The following is a 17,353-nucleotide window of genomic DNA, read 5'->3' as shown; positions in this document are numbered from 1 at the left end:
CCGGGCAGCCCGGATCGCGGACGTACGCGCGACCGAAGAGCCAGGATACTGGACCATTCGCTCTCGGCCCAATCCGGTCCCGGAAGGACCGCGGACCGGGCGTCAGCGGCCCTGCTCGTACTGGCGCAGCTGCTCCGCCGTGATCATGCCGGTGTCGAAGAGGCTGGTCTCGTCGAGCACCCCGGGGGCCTGCTGGTTCTGGTGCTGCTGCTGATGCTGCTGCGGTTCCGCATAGCCCTGCTGCTGGCCCTGGTCGTAGCCCTGCTGCGGGTAGCCGTACGGATCCTGCTGCTGGTAGCCGTACGGGTCCTGCTGGGCGTACTGCTGCTGATAGGCGTACTGGTCCTGCTGCTGGTACGCGTAGGGGTCCGGCTCCTGCTGGGGCGGGGCGTACGGCTGCTGCGCGGGGATCTGCGGGGGCGCCTGGGGTGGCTGCGGGGCGGCAGGGGCCGGGGCTGCGGGGGCCGTCGCCGTGGGGTCGGTGAGGCCCGCGAGGTACTCGGCGTCCGTGGTGTGCGCCTGGGAGCCCAGGTCCTGGGCGAGGCCCGCGAGGTCGTCGGCGGGCGCCCGGCCGTGCAGGGTCTGACGGCCGCGGCCGACCGCCTCCAGGGTCTTGGCAAGGACCGCCTCGAAGGCGCCGAGCTTGGCGTCTACGTACGCGTCCGCGTCCCGGCGCAGCGTCTCGGGGTCGAGGCTGCGCTGCGGGGCGTCCTCGTCCTCGTAACCCTGCTCGTCGAGGCCGGGTCCGGTGCCGAGGAGCTTCTCGCGCCCGCGGCCCACGGAGCCGAGGGTCTTGGTGAGGACGACCTCGAAGTTGGCCAGCTTGCTGTCCACGTAGTCGTCGGCCTCGACGCGGACCTCGTCGGCGGCCTGCCGGGCCTCGGCGAGGATGCGTTCGGCCTCGCCCTGGGAATTGCGGGCGACCTCCGTGTCGGAGATCAGCGAGCCGCGTTCGGCGTGCGCGGACTCGATGATCCGCTCCGCCTCCTGGCGGGCCTGCTCGACCAGCTGCTCGCGGCCGCCGATGAGCTCCTGAGCCTGGGCGAGGGAGCCGGGCAGCGCCTGGCGCACCTCTTCGAGCATCGACAGGAGATCGGCGCGGTTGACCACGCACGAGGCCGACATGGGCATGGACCGGGCGCTGCCGACCGCCTCGACGATCTCATCGATCTTCTTCTGCACGTCCACCGTGTGCTCGCCACTCTCTACAGCTGGTTGGAGACGGACGGCACGACTGTAAGGCCAGTCGGCGGCCGTCCGACACCGGGTGACGGACTGTCAGTGCGTCACTTCTTGCCGATGCGCTCGGTCAGTGCCTCGTGGACCACCGGCGGCAGCAGGTGGGCGACGTCGCCGCCCCAGGCGGCGACCTCCTTGACCAGCGAGGAGGAGAGGAAGCTGTAGGTGGGGTTGGTGGGCACGAAGAGGGTCTCGACGCCCGAGAGGCCGTTGTTCATCTGGGCCATCTGCAGTTCGTAGTCGAAATCGCTGACCGCCCGCAGACCCTTGACGATGGCCGGGATGTCGCGCTGCTTGCAGAAGTCGACGAGAAGGCCGTGGAAGGACTCGACCTCGACGTTGCCGTAGTCGGCGGTGGTCCGGCGGAGCAGTTCGAGCCGCTCGTCGACCGTGAACAGGCCCTGCTTGGACTGGTTGATCATCACCACCACATGCACCACGTCGTACAGCTTGGAAGCACGGGCGATGATGTCGAGGTGTCCATTGGTGACGGGGTCGTACGACCCCGGACAGACGGCGCGGCGCAACTGAATTCCCTCGCTCTCCGGTCCGGTCATGGCGCGATCACTGAGTCGTCGCACGTAGAGGCGGCGCGACCGTACCAAAACGTGCCTTCGCCGTAGCGACGGGCCCTCAGTGCTTCGAAGCCGTCGGGCCAGCCGAATTCCCCGCCTCTGGTACTGCGCTCAACGGTGACGAGCGCGTCGTCCGCGAGCCAGCCCCCCGCACGGAGTGTGAGCAGGATCTCGCGAAGATCGTCATCGGTGACGACGTACGGAGGGTCGAGAAATACCAGGTCGTACGGGGTGGAGGGGGCGCCGCCCTGGATGATCTGGGCTGCTTTGCCTGCCCGGACCTCGGCTCCGGGCAGGCCGATGGCCTTGACGTTCTCCCGGACGGTGCGCACCGCGCGGGCGTCCGCCTCGACGAGCAGGGCGTGGCCCGCGCCGCGGGAGAGCGCTTCGAGGCCGATGGCTCCGGACCCGGCGTACAGGTCGAGGACGCGCGCCCCGTCAAGCGTGCCCTGCAGGGCCTGCCAGGTGGAGAACAGGCCCTCGCGTGCGCGGTCGGTCGTGGGCCGTGTGCCGGTTCCTGGCGGGACGGCGAGGCGACGTCCGCCGGCCACACCGGCGATCACGCGGGTCATCTGAGTCCTTGTCGGTGAACGAACGTGCGGGAAGATCCGGCCTCAGTCTCTCAGCCCCGTTGTCCCTGCCGCCTGTCAGCCCTTGTCTCAGCCCTTGTCGAGGTACTGCTCGCGCTCGTCGTCCAGGAGGGCGTCCAGGGCGGTGCGCAGCTCCGGCAGCTGCTCAAGGTCCGGGTCCCTGGAGACCACGGCGACGGCCTCCTCGCGGGCCTCGGCGATGATCTCCTCGTCCTCGATGACCGCGAGCATGCGCAGGCTTGAGCGGACACCGGACTGCGCCTGGCCCAGTACGTCGCCCTCGCGGCGCTGCTCCAGGTCGATGCGGGAGAGCTCGAAGCCGTCGAGCGTCGCGGCCACGGCTCCGAGGCGGGCGCGGGCCGGGCTCGCCTCGGGCATGTCGGTGACCAGGAGGCAGAGGCCGGGGGCCGAGCCTCGGCCGACGCGGCCGCGCAGCTGGTGCAGCTGCGATACGCCGAAGCGGTCCGCGTCCATGATCACCATGGCGGTGGCGTTCGGGACGTTCACGCCGACCTCGATGACCGTCGTCGCGACCAGGACCTGGGTCTCGCCCGTGGCGAAGCGGCGCATCACCGCGTCCTTGTCGTCGGGCTGCATGCGGCCGTGCAGGATCTCGACCGTGAGGCCGCTCAACGGGCCACGGGTGAGCTGCTCGGCGACCTCGATGACGGCCAGCGGCGGCCGCTTCTCGGCGGTGGCTTGCTCCTCGGCCTTCTTCTTGGCCTTCTTCGGGTCGTCGTCCTCGTCGCCGATCCGGGGGCACACCACGTACGCCTGATGGCCGTTCTCCACCTCCTCACGCACGCGCTCCCACGCGCGTGCCAGGAAGTGGGGCTTGTCCTCGGCCGGCACGACATGGGTGACGATCGGCGAGCGGCCCGCCGGGAGCTGGTCGAGGACCGAGGTCTCCAGATCGCCGAAGACCGTCATCGCGACCGTGCGCGGAATGGGCGTGGCCGTCATGACCAGGAGGTGCGGGGGCTGCTTGCCCTTGCCGCGCAGGGCGTCGCGCTGCTCGACCCCGAAGCGGTGCTGTTCGTCGACGACGACCAGGCCCAGGTCGTGGAACTGGACCTTGTCCTCGATCAGCGCGTGCGTGCCGATGACGATCCCGGCCTCGCCCGTCACCAGATCGAGCAGGGCTTGCCGCCGCCCCGCCACGCCCATGGAGCCGGTGAGCAGCGTGACCTTGGTGCCCTGATCGGATCCACCGAGCATGCCGCCCTCGGCAAGTTCGCCCATCATCTCGGTGATCGAGCGGTGGTGCTGCTGCGCGAGGACTTCGGTGGGCGCGAGCATCGCGGCCTGCCCGCCCGCATCGACGACGGCGAGCATGGCGCGCAGGGCGACCATTGTCTTACCGCTGCCCACCTCTCCCTGGAGGAGGCGGTGCATCGGGTGTTCGGTTGCCAGGTCGTCGAAGATTTCCTTGGAGACCTTCTCCTGGCCCTCGGTGAGCGTGAAGGGCAGCTTCGCGTCGAAGGCGTCGAGCAGGCCGCCCTCGCGGGGGCGGCGGGCGATCGCGGGGAGTTGCGCGTCCGCGTACCGGCGTCTGGCCAGGGCTACCTGGAGGACGAAGGCCTCGTCCCACTTCAGGCGGGCGCGGGCGGATTCGATGTCCGTCTTGGTGTGGGGGCGGTGGATCTTCAGGAGCGCTTCGGGGAGCGGGATCAGGTCCCGGCCGTCGCGCAGGCCCGGCGGCAGCGGGTCGACGGCTTCCTGGGCGCTGGGCAGGACCGCGTCGACGGACTTGGCGATCTTCCAGGACTCCAGCTTGGCGGTGGCCGGGTAGATCGGGATGAGGGCGCCGGCCCAGGAGCCGACCGCCTCGTCGGTGTCGGGGGTGTCGGGGTCGGCCTTCAGGAGTTCGTACGCCGGGTGCGCCAGCTGCATCTTGCGGTTGAAGACGGATGCCTTGCCCGCGAACATCGCGCGCGTGCCGGGCAGCAGGTCCTTGTGCGGCTTGTGGATGCCGCGGCCGAAGAAGACCAGCTGGAGCTGGCCGCTGCCGTCGGTGATGGTCACTTCGAGGCGCTGGCCCCTGCCGCCGTTGAACGTCAGGATGCGTGCCGTCGCGACCTGGGCGACCACGGTGACGTGCTCGTCCAGCGGGAGATCGGCGAGGCGGGTGAGCTCACCGCGCTCGGCATACCGCCGGGGGTAGTGGTGCAGCAGGTCGCCGACGGTGTGCAGGTCCAGGTGCTCGGCCATCACCTTCGCGGTGGCGGGACCGACCACTTTCTTCAGGGGTTCTTCGAGCGCGGGCACGAGATCCATTGCACACCACACCACTGACAATTCGGCGTACGACCCCGAAATCCGCTGGTCAGGTGGTGGCCAGGAATGCCGCGGGCGGCTACTCCACGCCGATGAGCAGCAGCGCGGACTGTCGTCCACCGCGGTAGACCACCGTGTCGACGGCCAGATGCACCTCGCGCACATGCTTCTCAAGATCGTCGCCGACGCTGTCCGGTACGTCCTCGCCGAGCACCAGCGTGACCATCTCGCCGCCCGCGGCCAGCATCCGGTCCAGGACGGACCGCGCGGTGCGGCTTGTCTCGTCGCCGATCACCGCGACATCGCCGTCGATCAGGCCGAGCACGTCCCCGGCCTGGCAGATGCCGACCGAGGTCCACGACTGCCGCTCGGCCACGGCCAGTTCGGCGTACCGGGTCGCGCCGGCCGCCGAGGTCATCGCGACGACGTCCTCGTCGAAGCGGCGGTCCGGCTCGTGCACGGCGAGCGCCGCGATGCCCTGGACCGCGGACCGGGTGGGGATCAGCGCGACGCGTACGCCCTCGGTGCGGGCCTGTTCCGCGGCGGCGGCAGCGGTGTGGCGCAGCTCGGCGTCGTTCGGCAGGAGCACCACCTCCCGCGCGTGGGCCCGCCGGATCGCCTCGACGAGCTCCCCGCTGGCGGGCGGCTCCCCGGGGCGCGTGGGCACCGTGGTCGCCCCGGCATCGGCGTAGAGACCGGCGAGCCCCTCCCCCGGTACGACGGCGACGATGGCGCGCTGCGCACGTTCCCGCGGCGGCTTCGCGGCGCCCGCGGTGTGTGCGTCGCCCACTCCGAAGTGGGTGATGCGGATGCGGTGGGGCCGCCCCGCCTCGACGCCCGCCTCGACGGCGGCGCCGGCGTCGTCCACATGGACGTGGACGTTCCACAGGCCGTCGCCGCCGACGACGACGAGGGAGTCGCCGAGTCCGTCGAGCCGGGTCCGCAGCCGTGTGACGGCCGTGTCGTCGGCTTCAAGGAGGTAGATCACCTCGAAGGCGGGGGCCGCGTCCGTGTCGTCGCCCGGGTCGTCCTGGCACTCGATGGGCTCCACGCGCGCGTGGCCGCCCGAAGCGGTCGTCTTCAGGGTCACTGTCTCGCCCGACAGGGCACCCACCAGCGCCCCGAGGACCGCCACGAGCCCGCGCCCCCCGGCATCCACCACTCCGGCCCGGCCGAGCACCGCGAGCTGCCCGGGAGTCGCGTCGAGGGCCCGGCAGGCTCCGTCGTACGCGGCGCGTGCCACCGCCCCGCAGTCGCCGTCGGCGCCGGAAGCCGCGTCCGCCGCGGCGGCGGCCACCGTGAGGACCGTGCCCTCCACTGGGTGCGCGACCGCTTGGTACGCCGACTCCGCGGCCCGCCGCAGCGCGAGTGCCAGCGCCTGGCCGTCGGCGTGATCCGAGTCACGGTCGGCGCCGAGGACCTGTGCCATCCCCCGCAGCAGCTGCGAGAGGATCGTGCCCGAGTTGCCGCGGGCGCCGATCAGCGCGCCGTGCGCCATGGCCCGCACGGATTCGGCCAGTGCGGGGCGGGACGGTTCAAGGCCCGTGAACACCGCGTCGACCGCCTGGGCCGCCGATTCCACGGTCAGATAGAGGTTGGTTCCGGTGTCACCGTCCGCGACCGGATAGACGTTGATCGCGTCGATCTCCTCGCGGGCGCCGCCCAGGGCGTCCAGGGCGAGGCCGCACCAGGCGCGCACCGCGACGGCGTCGAGGTTCTGCGGCACCTGCTCGCCTCCTAAAGGCATCCGGAATGGACGCAGCGTAGACCGGGAAGGGCGAAGGGCCCGGGGCGGGGCCGGGGCGAGACATGGTAGTTTCGTTCTATCGAAGCAGTCGTTGTATGCTGCTCCGGTTGCCCGATACCCATCGGGACATTCCTCCTGGCAACGCCACCCACGATCATTGCACTGATCCCGGCATGCCGGGATTACCCGTAAGTGCATCTGAAGTCTTGGAGTGACCCGTGGCTGCCAACTGCGACGTCTGCGGCAAGGGGCCGAGCTTCGGCAACAACATCTCGCACTCACACCGCCGTACGTCCCGTCGCTGGAACCCGAACATCCAGCGCGTTCGTGCCGTGGTCAGCGGGACGCCGAAGCGGCTCAACGCCTGCACCTCGTGCATCAAGGCCGGCAAGGTCTCGCGCTGACGCTTAGTAAGCGCGGCCACCTAGCTGGTTGCTGAAAGAGCCGGTCCCCTTCGGGAGACCGGCTCTTTCGTGTTCCCGTATGCGTCCGCCAGTACTTACTGACCCCTGAACCGCCAGCCGTGGTCCACCGGCCCGATCCCGCCGCCGAGTGCGAACCCGGCCGCGATCGCCCCGGTCACGTACTCCTTCGCGGCGGTGACCGCCTCCGGCACCGGCAGGCCCTTGGCCAGGTTTGCGGCGACAGCGCTGGCCAGGGTGCAGCCCGTGCCGTGCGTGTGGCGGTTGTCGTGGCGGGGTGCGCGCAGCCAGAGTTCCTCGGAGCCGTCGGTGAGCAGGTCCACCGCGTCGCCCTGGAGGTGGCCGCCCTTGATGAGCGCCCATCGCGGGCCGTAGGCGAGGAGGGCCGCAGCCGCCCTGCGCATGCCGTCCTCCGACTCGACATGGATGCCGGTGAGCTGCGCGACCTCGTCGAGGTTCGGGGTCGCGACCGTGGCGACGGGGAGCAGCTTCGTACGGACGGAGTCGAGCGCGGAGGCCGCCAGGAGCGAGTCGCCGTGCTTGGAGACGCCCACCGGGTCGACGACCGAGGGGGCGTCGGTGGCCGCGATCAACTCGGCCACGGCCTCGACCAGTTCGGCCGACGCCAGCATGCCCGTCTTGACGGCCTGTACGCCGATGTCGTCGACGACGCTGCGGTACTGCGCCCGCACCGCCTCCACCGGCAGTTCCCAAGCGCCTTGCACGCCGAGGGAGTTCTGCGCGGTGACGGCGGTGATGACGCTCATGCCGTGGGTGCCGAGCGCCAGCATCGTCTTCAAGTCGGCCTGGATGCCCGCGCCGCCGCCGGAGTCGGAGCCGGCGACGGTCAGGACGCGGGGCGGTGCGGTGTTCACTCGGTCACTCCATGTCTCCGTTGTCGCCGAAGTGGTCCCAGCCCTTGCTGGTCCAGGGCGCCCCGTCGACCGTCACCTGCGGCAGGGCCGAGGGGTTGAGGACCTCGCCGATGACCTTCCAGCGGGCGGGCAGCTTCACGTCAGGCGGGAACGTCGCCACGATCGCGTGGTCCTCGCCTCCGTTGAGCACCCACTGCATGGGGTCGACGCCGACGGCCTGGCCGATGTCGTTCATCTGGGAGGGCACGTCGACGTCTCCTGAGCGGATGTCGATGCGCACCTTGCTCGCGTCGGCGATGTGACCGAGGTCGGCGATGAGCCCGTCGCTCACGTCCGTCATCGAGGTCGCGCCGAGGCCGGCGGCCGCGGGGCCCGCGTGGTAGGGCGGTTCGGGCCTGCGGTGGGCCTCCACGAAGGCGCGTGGCGAGCGGAAGCCGCGGGAGAGCACCGCGTGCCCGGCGGCCGACCAGCCCAACCAGCCGGTGACGGCGACGACATCGCCGGGCTGTGCGCCCGCGCGCGTGACCGGCTCGTGGTTGCGCAGATCGCCGAGCGCGGTGATCGCGACGGTGATCGTGTCGCCGCGTACGACGTCTCCGCCCACGACGGCCGCTCCGGCGACCTGGCATTCGTCCCGCAGTCCGTCCATGAGCTCGGTGGGCCAGCTGGCGGGGAGTTCGGCGGGCACGACGAGGCCGAGGAGCAGCGCGGTCGGTACGGCGCCCATCGCGGCGATGTCCGCGAGGTTCTGTGCGGCGGCCTTGCGGCCCACGTCGTACGCGGTGGACCAGTCGCGGCGGAAGTGCCGCCCCTCAAGGAGGATGTCGGTGCTCGCCACGACCCTGCGATCGGGGGCCGACACGACGGCGGCGTCATCGCCGGGGCCGAGCCGGACGGCCGGGGTGGTGGTGAGCCGGGAGGTGAGTTCCCTGATCAGACCGAACTCCCCCAACTCGCCGACGGTTCCCTTCACCGGGACTCACCATGCCCTTTCAACGCTGCTCGGCTTGCGGTCGCGAGCCGTCTCTGTCATAGGTACGGTCGAGATGACCGTCAACTTCTGTTGCCCGTCCACCGTGATGTGCGCGCCACAGGTCGCCCGGGTCTCCCCGTGGGAAGCGGCGACGCGGTACCGTGGCGTCCCTTCTCCCCACATGATCCTCGTGGCCGCCCTGGAGGTTCCGTGGTACAGGCGTACATCCTGATCCAAACAGAGGTCGGCAAAGCGTCGACCGTCGCCGAGCTGATCGGCAAGATCCCAGGAGTGATCCAGGCCGAGGACGTGACCGGACCCTACGATGTCATCGTGCGCGCCCAGGCGGACACGGTCGACGAACTCGGCCGCATGGTGGTCGCCAAGGTCCAGCAAGTGGACGGCATCACCCGGACCCTGACCTGCCCCGTCGTGCACTTGTAGCCCCCGTCTACCCTTGGCCGGTGAAGATTTCCCGTCGCCGGCGCCGCTGCCTCGTCTCAGCCCCTGCCCTCGCACTGCTGATCGCATCCGCGGGCTGCTCCTCAGCAGACGAAGCGGTGAAGGCTGCGGTTCCCTCCCCGGACAGCAAGGTCACCGAACTGTGCCGGAACCTGGACGAGCGGCTGCCGAAGAAGGTGGACGGTCTGGGGCGCGCTGATCCCGAGCCGAAGTCGGAGCTGACCGCCGGGTGGGGAGACCCGGCGATCATACTGCGCTGCGGTGTGGCGAGGCCGCCCGAGATGAACGACCCCGAGGCCGACGGCGTGACGGTGGACGGTGTCAACTGGCTGCTCGACGAGCAGGACGACGGGTCGTTCCGCTTCACCTCCACGCTGCGCAAGGCGTACGTGGAGATCACCCTGCCCAAGGAGCGCACGGGGGACGGCGTGAGCCCGCTGACGGACTTCGCCGTCCCCATCAAGAAGACCGTCCCCAAGGGGGTCGCGTAGGGCCTGTGCCGGGCTAGCGCAGCCCTGTGGAGCGGTTGAGGGCCGCCTGGATGAGGCGGTCCACCAGTTCCGCGTAGCCGACGCCGCTCTTCTCCCACATCTGCGGGTACATCGAGATGGGCGTGAAGCCCGGCATCGTGTTGATCTCGTTGATCACGAACTGCCCGTCCTCGGTGAGGAAGAAGTCCGCGCGCACCAGGCCCTCGCAGGAGGTGGCCTCGAAGGCGTCGACCGCGAGCCGCTGGATGTCGGCGGTCTGCTCGGGCGTCAGCGGGGCGGGCACGATCCCGGGCGTCGAGTCGATGTACTTCGCCTCGAAGTCGTAGTAGGCGTGCGACTGCACGGGCGGGATCTCGGCGGGCACGCTCGCGCGCGGCCCGTCCTCGAACTCCAGGACGCCGCACTCGATCTCGCGGCCGCGCAGGAGCGACTCGACGAGGATCTTGGGGTCGTGGCGCCGGGCTTCCTCGATCGCCTCGTCGAGGCCGTCGAAGGAGTCGACCTTCGTGATGCCCATCGAAGAGCCCCCGCGCGCGGGCTTGATGAACAGCGGCCAGCCGTGATCGCCGGCGAACTCCGCGATCTTCTTGCGGGCGGTCTGCTGGTCGCGGTCCCACTCGCGCGGGCGGATCACCAGGTACGGGCCGACGGGCAGCCCGAAGGAGGTGAACACCCGCTTCATGTACTCCTTGTCCTGGCCGACGGCCGAGGCGAGCACTCCGGCGCCCACGTAGGGCACTCCGGAGAGCTCCAGGAGGCCTTGGAGGGTGCCGTCCTCTCCGTAGGGGCCGTGCAGCATCGGGAAGACGACGTCGACCTCGCCGAGGGCCTTGGGCACGGAGCCCGGCTCGCTGTAGACGACTTCGCGGTTGGCGGGGTCCAGGGGCAGGACGACGCCGCCCTCTGCCGATTCGGCGAGGTCGGCGACGCTCGGGACCTTGCGGTCGGTGATCGCCATCCGGTCGGGCTCGTCGGCGGTCAGCGCCCAGCGGCCTTCCGTGGTGATGCCGATGGGCAGGACGTCGTACTTGGTGCGGTCGATGGCACGCAGTACGGCGCCCGCCGTGACGACCGAGATGCCGTGCTCCGAGCTGCGGCCGCCGAACACGACGGCCACACGCGGCTTGCGGAGCGGCAGCTCAGAGCTCTGCTCGGGGCGCGGCTCGGGGCTCTGGGGGAGGTTCTCGCTGCTCATATCGGCTTGAGAGTACCCGCTGGGCGCGAGGGTATGGGGGCGTCCCCCGCCGAACCGGGTCCGGTCAGCGGCGCTCGGGCTTGGCGCTGCGCGACATCAGCTCCTTGAGGGCCACGACCGGCGGCGTTCCCTCGTGCACGATGCCGACGACCGTCTCGGTGATCGGCATGTCGACGCCGTGCCTGCGGGCCAGATCCAGCACCGACTCACAGGACTTGACGCCCTCCGCGGTCTGCTTGGTGACCGCGATGGTCTCCTCCAGCGTCATGCCCTTGCCGAGGTTGGTGCCGAAGGTGTGGTTGCGCGACAGCGGCGACGAGCAGGTGGCCACCAGGTCGCCGAGGCCCGCGAGTCCGGAGAACGTCAGCGGGTCCGCGCCCATCGCAAGCCCCAGGCGGGTGGTCTCGGCCAGGCCGCGGGTGATGAGCGAGCCCTTGGCGTTGTCGCCGAGGCCCATGCCGTCCGCGATGCCGACGGCGAGACCGATGACGTTCTTCACGGCGCCGCCGAGTTCGCAGCCGACGACGTCCGTGTTCGTGTACGGGCGGAAGTACGGCGTGTGGCAGGCGGTCTGGAGGCGTTGCGCGATCGATTCGTCGCGGCAGGCGACGACGGCCGCCGCGGGCTGCCGTGCGGCGATCTCGCGGGCGAGGTTGGGACCCGTGATGACGGCGACGCGGTCGGCGGCGACCTTCGTGACGTCCTCGATGACCTCGCTCATCCGCATCGCGGAGCCGAGTTCGACGCCCTTCATGAGCGAGACGAGCACGGTGTCGGGGGCGAGCAGCGGCGCCCACTCCGCGAGGTTTCCGCGCAGGGTCTGCGAGGGCACGGCGAGCACGGTGAAGTCGGCGCCGGCCGCGGCCTGTGCCGGGTCGGTGGTCGCCTTGATGTTCGCCGGGAGTTCGACACCGGGGAGGTAGTCCGGGTTGGTGCGCGAGGAGTTGACGGCGTCGACGAGTGCTGCGCGGCGGCCCCACAGGGTGACGTCGCATCCCGCGTCGGCGAGCACCATGCCGAAGGCCGTACCCCAAGAGCCCGTTCCGAAGACGGCGGCCTTCACCGGGTTCGTCACTTGCTGTCCTCCGTGGTGATCTCGGGGCTGTTCTCGGGGATTTTCGCGGGGCTCGTCGCGGGGCTTTTCACGGTGGCCTTGCGTCGTTGCGCGAGGCGCGCCGTGCGCGGGTCGTACGGAGCCTGGGGGGCCTTCTCCTGCCGGATCTCCTCCAGGAGTTCGGTGACCGCGCCCATGATGGTCTCGGTCACCTCCCGCAGGACGTCGGGGGTCGGCTCCTTGTCGTAGAAGCGCGTGAGGTCCACCGGCTCACCCGCGAGCACCTGGAGCTTCTTGCGGGGGAAAAGGCTGAGCTTCTTGCTGTAGGGCGGCAGCGCGAGGTTGGCGCCCCACTGGGCGACCGGAATCACCGGGCACTGGGTCCGCAGGGCGACCCGCGCGGCGCCGGACTTGGCTGTCATCGGCCACATCTCGGGGTCCCTGGTGAGGGTGCCCTCGGGGTAGAAGGCGACGCACTCACCGCGCTCGATGGCGTCGACAGCGGCGCGGAAGGCGTCCAGCGCGTTCGTGGTCTCGCGGTAGACCGGGATCTGTCCTGTGCCCTTCATGACCTTGCCGACGAAACCGTCCTTGAAAAGGCCGTCCTTTGCCAGGAAACGCGGCACTCGTCCGGTGTTGTACTGAAAGTGGGCGTACGAGAGCGGGTCGATATACGAGTTGTGATTCACCGCGGTGATGAATCCACCGTCGGCCGGAATGTGTTCCATTCCTCGCCAGTCCCGCTTGAACAGAACCACCAGCGGCGGTTTAGCGATGACCGCTGCCAGGCGGTACCAGAAGCCGATTCTGCGGCGGGACACTCGGACACCTTCCTCCATGAACCTGGCAGGCCGCACAAGTGTCGCCTCAGGCTGCCTGTCTGTCGAGAACACCGTACGCCCGCCCCTGGAACCCGGCCCCGGTAGTGCCTCGGTCGGCAGGTCACAATGAGCGCGACGCGAAGGACGGAGCCGCCCCCCGTGCAGTGGACCCTGGTCATACCCCTGAAACCGCTGGAGCGCGCCAAGAGCAGGCTCACCGCCACCACGGGCGACACCCTGCGCCCCGGCCTCGCCCTCGCCTTCGCGCAGGACACCGTGGCCGCCGCGCTGGCCTGTCCCGCCGTACGGGATGTGGTGGTCGTCACGGACGACGGCCTCGCCGGGCGCGAGCTCGCGGCGCTGGGGGCCCGGATGGTCGGGGACGAGCCCGCGGGGGGACTCAACGCCGCTCTGGCGCACGGAGCGGCCGCCGTGCGCGCCGAGCGGCCCGAAACGGCTGTCGCGGCGCTGAATGCCGATCTCCCCGCGCTGCGGCCCCTTGAATTGGCCAGGGTGCTCGACAGTGCGGCCCAATTCCCCCGGGCTTTCCTTCCGGATGCCGCGGGAATCGGCACGACGCTGCTGTCCGCTGCCCCCGGCATGGAATTGCGCCCCGCATTCGGCACGGCGTCTCGCTCCCGGCACGCGGCTTCCGGAGCGGTGGAACTTCCGCTCGGCGGTGTCGCTTCCGTACGCCAGGACGTGGACACCGGCGATGATCTGCGGGCGGCTCTCGCGCTCGGCGTCGGCCCGCGTACGGCGACGGCTGCCGCGCGGCTGCTGATCGCCGACTGAGTACGCTGCCTCCATGCAGGCGACCGCGTACACGTACGACTCCGAGACCCGCAGCGGCAGCGTGCTGCTCGACGACGGCACTCCGGTGCCCTTCGATCCCCCGGCGTTCGACGCGGGCGGCCTGCGGCTGCTCAGGCCGGGCCAGCGAGTGCGGATCGAGGTCGAGGGAGAGGGCGAGGGGCGGCGCATCACGCTGGTGACGCTGCAGACGTTCTAGGCCGGTTCCAGACCTTCCAGGCCGGTTCCAGGCCTTCTCCGGCAGCTTCTCCTCACACAAGCCCCACACACGCCGCGGGCCGGGCTCCCGGTTGGGAGCCCGGCCCGGCGCGTGAGTGCCCTCGTGCCTTACTTCTTGCGGGCGGTCGCCTTCTTGGCAGTGGTCTTGCGCGCCGTCGACTTCTTGGCGGGCGCGGTCTTCTTGGCGGTGGCCTTCTTGGTGGCCGGCGCGGTCTTCTTGGCCGTGGCCTTCTTGGCGGTCGGCGTGGCCTTCTTGGCGGTGGTCTTCTTCGCCGCGGCCTTCTTCGCCGTCGCCGTGGCCTTCTTGGCGGTGGTCTTCTTCGCCGTGGCCTTCTTCGCCGTCGCCGTCGTCTTCTTGGCGGTGGCCTTCTTGGCGGTGGCGGCCTTCTTCGCCGTCGCCTTCTTGGCGGTGGTGGCCTTCTTGGCCGCGGCCTTCTTGACGGTCGCCGAAGCACCGCCACCCGAAAGGCTGCCCTTGGGCGCCTTCTTGACCGCGACGTCGTTCTTCGGGAGCTTCTTCGAGCCGCTCACCAGGTCCTTGAAGCCCTGACCGGCGCGGAAGCGCGGAACCGAGGTCTTCTTGACCCGAACGCGCTCCCCGGTCTGCGGGTTGCGGGCGTAACGAGCCGGACGGTCGACCTTCTCGAACGAGCCGAAACCGGTGACCGAAACACGGTCTCCGCTGACGACGGCACGGACGACTGCGTCCAGAACCGCGTCCACGGCGTCGGCGGCCTGCTGACGGCCACCCACCTTGTCGGCAATCGCTTCTACGAGCTGCGCCTTGTTCACGTCTTCCCCTTCGGAGACCTCGCCCGAGCGTATTCGCCAGGCTTTTTCGCACGTTAGGCAGATATATACCGCAAATCAAACACGAAACGGGCTAATCACCCTTGTGCCGCAACGAACTCGGCTGTCCATGAGTTCCTCGAAGGCTCCTCGAAGGGCTGTTGAGCCTTGCCGTTCAGGTGTCTTCGGGGAATCGGCCCTCATCGAGGTCCGCGATGAATCGCTCCAGACGCCTTGCCGCATCGGCGAGATCGTGTTTGGCCGCGGCCGTAATGACCAGCAGCTTCCGGGTCAGCGCCATCCGTACGCCCTCCGGGACTTGCAGTGCACGCACCCTTGAGTGCGCTTCCTTCAGTTGGTCCGCAACAAGCCCGTAGAGCTCGAGTTGGCTGTCACGTCCCATGCACCGATTGTGCCATCTGGGGCGAGTTGTCGCCTCCGCAGGGGGTAACTACCCACATCCGGCGCCCTCCTGAGGGTACCCGGTCGAGACGAGTACAAGGGGATTTCAAGCCTCTTCTTCCGTCCGAATCAAGGGAGTTGAGACCACCCGTTCAGGTCAGCACCTCCCTTTCGGGCCCGGACGCAGATGTACCCCCAACCGTCCACGATTGGGGGTACACCAGGGTGTTGCGGGGGTGCCGCGGGGCGTCAGACCCGCACGGTCCGCGGCTTGTACGAGGGGCGCTTCGCCTCGTACGCGGCGATGTCCGGCTCGTTCTGGAGCGTGATGCTGATGTCGTCCAGGCCGTTCAGGAGGCGCCAGCGGGCGTTCTCGTCGAGCTCGAAGTCGGCGGTGACGCCCTCGGCGCGAACTTGGCGATCCTGCAGGTCAACGGTGATTTCGGCCTGCGGGTCGCGCTCGGTCAGCTCCCAGAGCGCGTCCACGACCTTCTGGTCGATCACGACGGTGAGCAGGCCGTTCTTCAGCGAGTTGCCGCGGAAGATGTCGGCGAAGCGCGAGGAGATGACGGCCTTGAAGCCGAAGTTCTGCAGCGCCCATACGGCGTGTTCGCGCGAGGAGCCCGTACCGAAGTCGGGGCCCGCGACCAGGACCGTGGCACCCTGCCGTTCGGGCTTGTTCAGGATGAACTCGCCGTCCTTGCGCCAGGCCTCGAAGAGCCCGTCCTCAAATCCGTCCCGGGTGACCTTCTTCAGCCAGTGCGCGGGGATGATCTGGTCGGTGTCGACGTTGCTGCGGCGCAGCGGAACGGCCCGGCCGGTGTGCGTGGTGAATGCTTCCATGACTCTCAGACTCCGGCGGTGACGGGGGTGGCGTCGGTCAGGTCCGCGGGCGACGACAGGTGACCGGTGACCGCGGTGGCGGCGGCGACCTGGGGCGAGACCAGATGGGTGCGTCCGCCCTTGCCCTGCCTGCCCTCGAAGTTGCGGTTGGAGGTCGACGCGCAGCGCTCGCCGGGGGCCAGTTGGTCGGGGTTCATGCCCAGGCACATCGAGCAGCCCGCGTGCCGCCATTCGGCCCCCGCGGCGGTGAAGACCTTGTCCAGGCCCTCCTCGATGGCCTGCAGGGCGACCCGGACCGAGCCGGGAACGACCAGCATCCGTACGCCATCGGCGACTTTGCGGCCCTCGACGATGGAGGCCGCCGCACGCAGGTCCTCGATACGGCCGTTGGTGCACGAACCTACGAAGACGGTGTCGACCTTGATGTCGCGCAGCGGCTGTCCGGCGGTCAACCCCATGTATTCCAGGGCCTTTTCGGCGGCGTAGCGCTCCGACGCGTCTTCGTACGAAGCAGGATCGGGGACCTGCTCCGAGAGCGGCGCGCCCTGGCCCGGGTTGGTGCCCCAGGTGACAAACGGCGCGAGCTTGGTGGCGTCGATGTAGACCTCGGCGTCGAAGACCGCGTCCTCGTCCGTCTTCAGGGTCTTCCAGTACGCGAGCGCCGCGTCCCACTCCTCGCCCTTCGGGGCGTGGTCGCGGCCCTCGATGTAGTCGAAGGTGGTCTTGTCGGGGGCGATCATGCCCGCGCGGGCGCCGGCCTCGATCGACATGTTGCAGATGGTCATGCGGGCTTCCATCGAGAGTTTCTCGATGGCGGAGCCGCGGTACTCCAGGACGTAGCCCTGGCCGCCGCCGGTGCCGATCTTCGCGATGATGGCGAGGATCAGGTCCTTGGCCGTGACGCTGTCGGGCAGTTCGCCGTCGACCGTGATGGCCATGGTCTTCGGAGGGGCCATCGGCAGCGTCTGGGTGGCCAGGACGTGCTCGACCTGGGAGGTGCCGATGCCGAACGCCAGCGCGCCGAAGGCGCCGTGCGTGGAGGTGTGGGAGTCGCCGCAGACCACGGTGGTGCCGGGCTGGGTCAGGCCCAGCTGCGGGCCCACCACGTGGACGACGCCCTGCTCGACGTCGCCCAGCGAGTGCAGACGTACGCCGAACTCGGCGCAGTTCTTGCGCAGCGTCTCCAACTGGGCCCGCGAGACCGGGTCGGCGATGGGCTTGTCGATGTCGAGGGTCGGGGTGTTGTGATCCTCGGTGGCGATGGTGAGGTCGAGGCGCCGCACCGGGCGGCCCGCCTGCCGCAGACCGTCGAAGGCCTGGGGGCTTGTCACCTCGTGCAGCAGGTGCAGATCGATGTAGAGGAGGTCGGGCTCGCCTTCGGCGCGCCGGACGACGTGGTCGTCCCAGACCTTCTCCGCGAGTGTCCTACCCATCGCTTTCCCTCCGACCGGCTGTGTTGGGCCGGCCCAACTAGAGAATTGTTCGTCCACGCCCGTACCCCTCGTGCCGTGCGTGGACCGCTTTCCGTTGGTCCGCGGATCGCACCACCAGGGTGACGTGTTCCAT

General features: G+C 69.8%; 19 protein-coding genes. 5 read left to right on the top strand and 14 right to left on the bottom strand.

Translation table 11 applies throughout. From position 1 onward, the window contains the following. Window positions 1–102: 102 nt before the first annotated feature. The 5 genes from ACGFX9_RS17825 to ACGFX9_RS17805 form a co-directional block, all read right to left on the bottom strand. Window positions 103–1,188: a cell division initiation protein gene (locus tag ACGFX9_RS17825; protein ID WP_393472089.1), complete on the bottom strand. Its 1,086-nt coding sequence runs from the start codon at window positions 1,186–1,188 to the stop codon at window positions 103–105. Between the two features lie 98 nt (window positions 1,189–1,286). Further along, window positions 1,287–1,766 (bottom strand): pantetheine-phosphate adenylyltransferase, encoded by a 480-nt coding sequence (coaD, locus tag ACGFX9_RS17820; protein WP_393472524.1) that lies wholly within the window; start codon window positions 1,764–1,766, stop codon window positions 1,287–1,289. Window positions 1,767–1,792: 26 nt separating this feature from the next. Beyond that, window positions 1,793–2,386 carry a 16S rRNA (guanine(966)-N(2))-methyltransferase RsmD gene (rsmD, locus tag ACGFX9_RS17815; RefSeq protein ID WP_393472085.1) on the bottom strand — a complete coding sequence of 198 codons (594 nt, stop codon included), beginning with the start codon at window positions 2,384–2,386 and terminating at the stop codon, window positions 1,793–1,795. An 87-nt stretch (window positions 2,387–2,473) separates the two neighbouring features. Continuing rightward, window positions 2,474–4,681: an ATP-dependent DNA helicase RecG gene (recG, locus tag ACGFX9_RS17810; protein ID WP_393472082.1), complete on the bottom strand. Its 2,208-nt coding sequence runs from the start codon at window positions 4,679–4,681 to the stop codon at window positions 2,474–2,476. Window positions 4,682–4,760: 79 nt separating this feature from the next. Beyond that, window positions 4,761–6,428 carry a DAK2 domain-containing protein gene (locus ACGFX9_RS17805; protein WP_393472079.1) on the bottom strand — a complete coding sequence of 556 codons (1,668 nt, stop codon included), beginning with the start codon at window positions 6,426–6,428 and terminating at the stop codon, window positions 4,761–4,763. A 218-nt stretch (window positions 6,429–6,646) separates the two neighbouring features. Between ACGFX9_RS17805 and rpmB the strand changes: the two genes are divergently transcribed. Continuing rightward, window positions 6,647–6,832, top strand: coding sequence for a 50S ribosomal protein L28 (gene rpmB / locus ACGFX9_RS17800; protein ID WP_160507429.1), 186 nt, complete (start codon window positions 6,647–6,649; stop codon window positions 6,830–6,832). 95 nt (window positions 6,833–6,927) lie between these two features. Here the strand turns inward: rpmB and thiD are convergent, their stop codons facing one another. Both thiD and ACGFX9_RS17790 read right to left on the bottom strand, forming a co-directional pair. Then, window positions 6,928–7,725, bottom strand: a complete 798-nt coding sequence (gene thiD / locus ACGFX9_RS17795) for a bifunctional hydroxymethylpyrimidine kinase/phosphomethylpyrimidine kinase (RefSeq protein WP_393472076.1) — start codon at window positions 7,723–7,725, stop codon at window positions 6,928–6,930. Between the two features lie 4 nt (window positions 7,726–7,729). After that, complete coding sequence (locus ACGFX9_RS17790) at window positions 7,730–8,698, bottom strand: thiamine-phosphate kinase (protein ID WP_393472072.1); 969 nt, start codon at window positions 8,696–8,698, stop codon at window positions 7,730–7,732. Between the two features lie 210 nt (window positions 8,699–8,908). On the opposite strand from ACGFX9_RS17790, the gene ACGFX9_RS17785 reads away from it, so the two are divergent. Both ACGFX9_RS17785 and ACGFX9_RS17780 read left to right on the top strand, forming a co-directional pair. Next, window positions 8,909–9,142: an Lrp/AsnC family transcriptional regulator gene (locus tag ACGFX9_RS17785; RefSeq protein WP_016642988.1), complete on the top strand. Its 234-nt coding sequence runs from the start codon at window positions 8,909–8,911 to the stop codon at window positions 9,140–9,142. A gap of 20 nt (window positions 9,143–9,162) precedes the next feature. Beyond that, on the top strand, window positions 9,163–9,651 hold the full coding sequence (locus ACGFX9_RS17780; protein WP_393472069.1) for a DUF3515 domain-containing protein: 489 nt from the start codon (window positions 9,163–9,165) through the stop codon (window positions 9,649–9,651). Window positions 9,652–9,664: 13 nt separating this feature from the next. Here ACGFX9_RS17780 and ACGFX9_RS17775 read toward each other — a convergent pair whose 3' ends face one another. The 3 genes from ACGFX9_RS17775 to ACGFX9_RS17765 form a co-directional block, all read right to left on the bottom strand. Continuing rightward, complete coding sequence (locus ACGFX9_RS17775) at window positions 9,665–10,846, bottom strand: D-alanine--D-alanine ligase family protein (protein ID WP_393472067.1); 1,182 nt, start codon at window positions 10,844–10,846, stop codon at window positions 9,665–9,667. A 64-nt stretch (window positions 10,847–10,910) separates the two neighbouring features. Beyond that, window positions 10,911–11,921 (bottom strand): NAD(P)H-dependent glycerol-3-phosphate dehydrogenase, encoded by a 1,011-nt coding sequence (locus ACGFX9_RS17770; RefSeq protein ID WP_393472065.1) that lies wholly within the window; start codon window positions 11,919–11,921, stop codon window positions 10,911–10,913. Continuing rightward, window positions 11,918–12,721, bottom strand: a complete 804-nt coding sequence (locus tag ACGFX9_RS17765) for a lysophospholipid acyltransferase family protein (RefSeq protein ID WP_393472062.1) — start codon at window positions 12,719–12,721, stop codon at window positions 11,918–11,920. The genes ACGFX9_RS17770 and ACGFX9_RS17765 overlap by 4 nt, the downstream gene beginning before the upstream one ends. Before the next feature lie 159 nt (window positions 12,722–12,880). Here ACGFX9_RS17765 and cofC point away from each other — a divergent pair, with 159 nt between their 5' ends. Both cofC and ACGFX9_RS17755 read left to right on the top strand, forming a co-directional pair. After that, entirely contained in the window at window positions 12,881–13,516 is a 636-nt protein-coding gene (gene cofC / locus ACGFX9_RS17760; protein WP_393472059.1) for a 2-phospho-L-lactate guanylyltransferase, read from the top strand. Between the two features lie 13 nt (window positions 13,517–13,529). Continuing rightward, on the top strand, window positions 13,530–13,733 hold the full coding sequence (locus ACGFX9_RS17755; RefSeq protein WP_160507421.1) for a hypothetical protein: 204 nt from the start codon (window positions 13,530–13,532) through the stop codon (window positions 13,731–13,733). A gap of 128 nt (window positions 13,734–13,861) precedes the next feature. Here ACGFX9_RS17755 and ACGFX9_RS17750 read toward each other — a convergent pair whose 3' ends face one another. The 4 genes from ACGFX9_RS17750 to leuC form a co-directional block, all read right to left on the bottom strand. Further along, window positions 13,862–14,545 (bottom strand): HU family DNA-binding protein, encoded by a 684-nt coding sequence (locus ACGFX9_RS17750; RefSeq protein WP_393472056.1) that lies wholly within the window; start codon window positions 14,543–14,545, stop codon window positions 13,862–13,864. 172 nt (window positions 14,546–14,717) lie between these two features. Then, the gene (locus ACGFX9_RS17745) at window positions 14,718–14,945 is read right to left on the bottom strand and encodes a hypothetical protein (RefSeq protein ID WP_393472054.1); all 228 of its coding nucleotides are present in this window, start codon (window positions 14,943–14,945) and stop codon (window positions 14,718–14,720) included. A gap of 248 nt (window positions 14,946–15,193) precedes the next feature. Continuing rightward, complete coding sequence (leuD, locus tag ACGFX9_RS17740; protein WP_393472051.1) at window positions 15,194–15,787, bottom strand: 3-isopropylmalate dehydratase small subunit; 594 nt, start codon at window positions 15,785–15,787, stop codon at window positions 15,194–15,196. Between the two features lie 5 nt (window positions 15,788–15,792). Continuing rightward, window positions 15,793–17,220: a 3-isopropylmalate dehydratase large subunit gene (leuC, locus tag ACGFX9_RS17735; RefSeq protein WP_393472048.1), complete on the bottom strand. Its 1,428-nt coding sequence runs from the start codon at window positions 17,218–17,220 to the stop codon at window positions 15,793–15,795. Window positions 17,221–17,353 lie beyond the last annotated feature (133 nt).

Origin of the sequence: Streptomyces sp. NPDC048436 (assembly GCF_043200355.1) — a bacterium.
Classification (GTDB): Bacteria; Actinomycetota; Actinomycetes; order Streptomycetales; family Streptomycetaceae; genus Streptomyces.
Note: the sequence above shows the minus strand (reverse complement) of the source record. Positions and strands in the feature narration are given on the sequence as shown.

Bases quoted from the DNA above. Each gene is read 5' to 3' on its own strand.
- rsmD (WP_393472085.1), bottom strand. From the start codon at position 2,386: ATGACCCGCGTGATCGCCGGTGTGGCCGGCGGACGTCGCCTCGCCGTC.
- recG (WP_393472082.1), bottom strand. From the start codon at position 4,681: ATGGATCTCGTGCCCGCGCTCGAAGAACCCCTGAAGAAAGTGGTCGGT.
- ACGFX9_RS17805 (WP_393472079.1), bottom strand. From the start codon at position 6,428: ATGCCTTTAGGAGGCGAGCAGGTGCCGCAGAACCTCGACGCCGTCGCG.
- ACGFX9_RS17775 (WP_393472067.1), bottom strand. From the start codon at position 10,846: ATGAGCAGCGAGAACCTCCCCCAGAGCCCCGAGCCGCGCCCCGAGCAG.
- ACGFX9_RS17755 (WP_160507421.1), top strand. From the start codon at position 13,530: ATGCAGGCGACCGCGTACACGTACGACTCCGAGACCCGCAGCGGCAGC.
- ACGFX9_RS17745 (WP_393472054.1), bottom strand. From the start codon at position 14,945: ATGGGACGTGACAGCCAACTCGAGCTCTACGGGCTTGTTGCGGACCAA.
- leuD (WP_393472051.1), bottom strand. From the start codon at position 15,787: ATGGAAGCATTCACCACGCACACCGGCCGGGCCGTTCCGCTGCGCCGC.
- leuC (WP_393472048.1), bottom strand. From the start codon at position 17,220: ATGGGTAGGACACTCGCGGAGAAGGTCTGGGACGACCACGTCGTCCGG.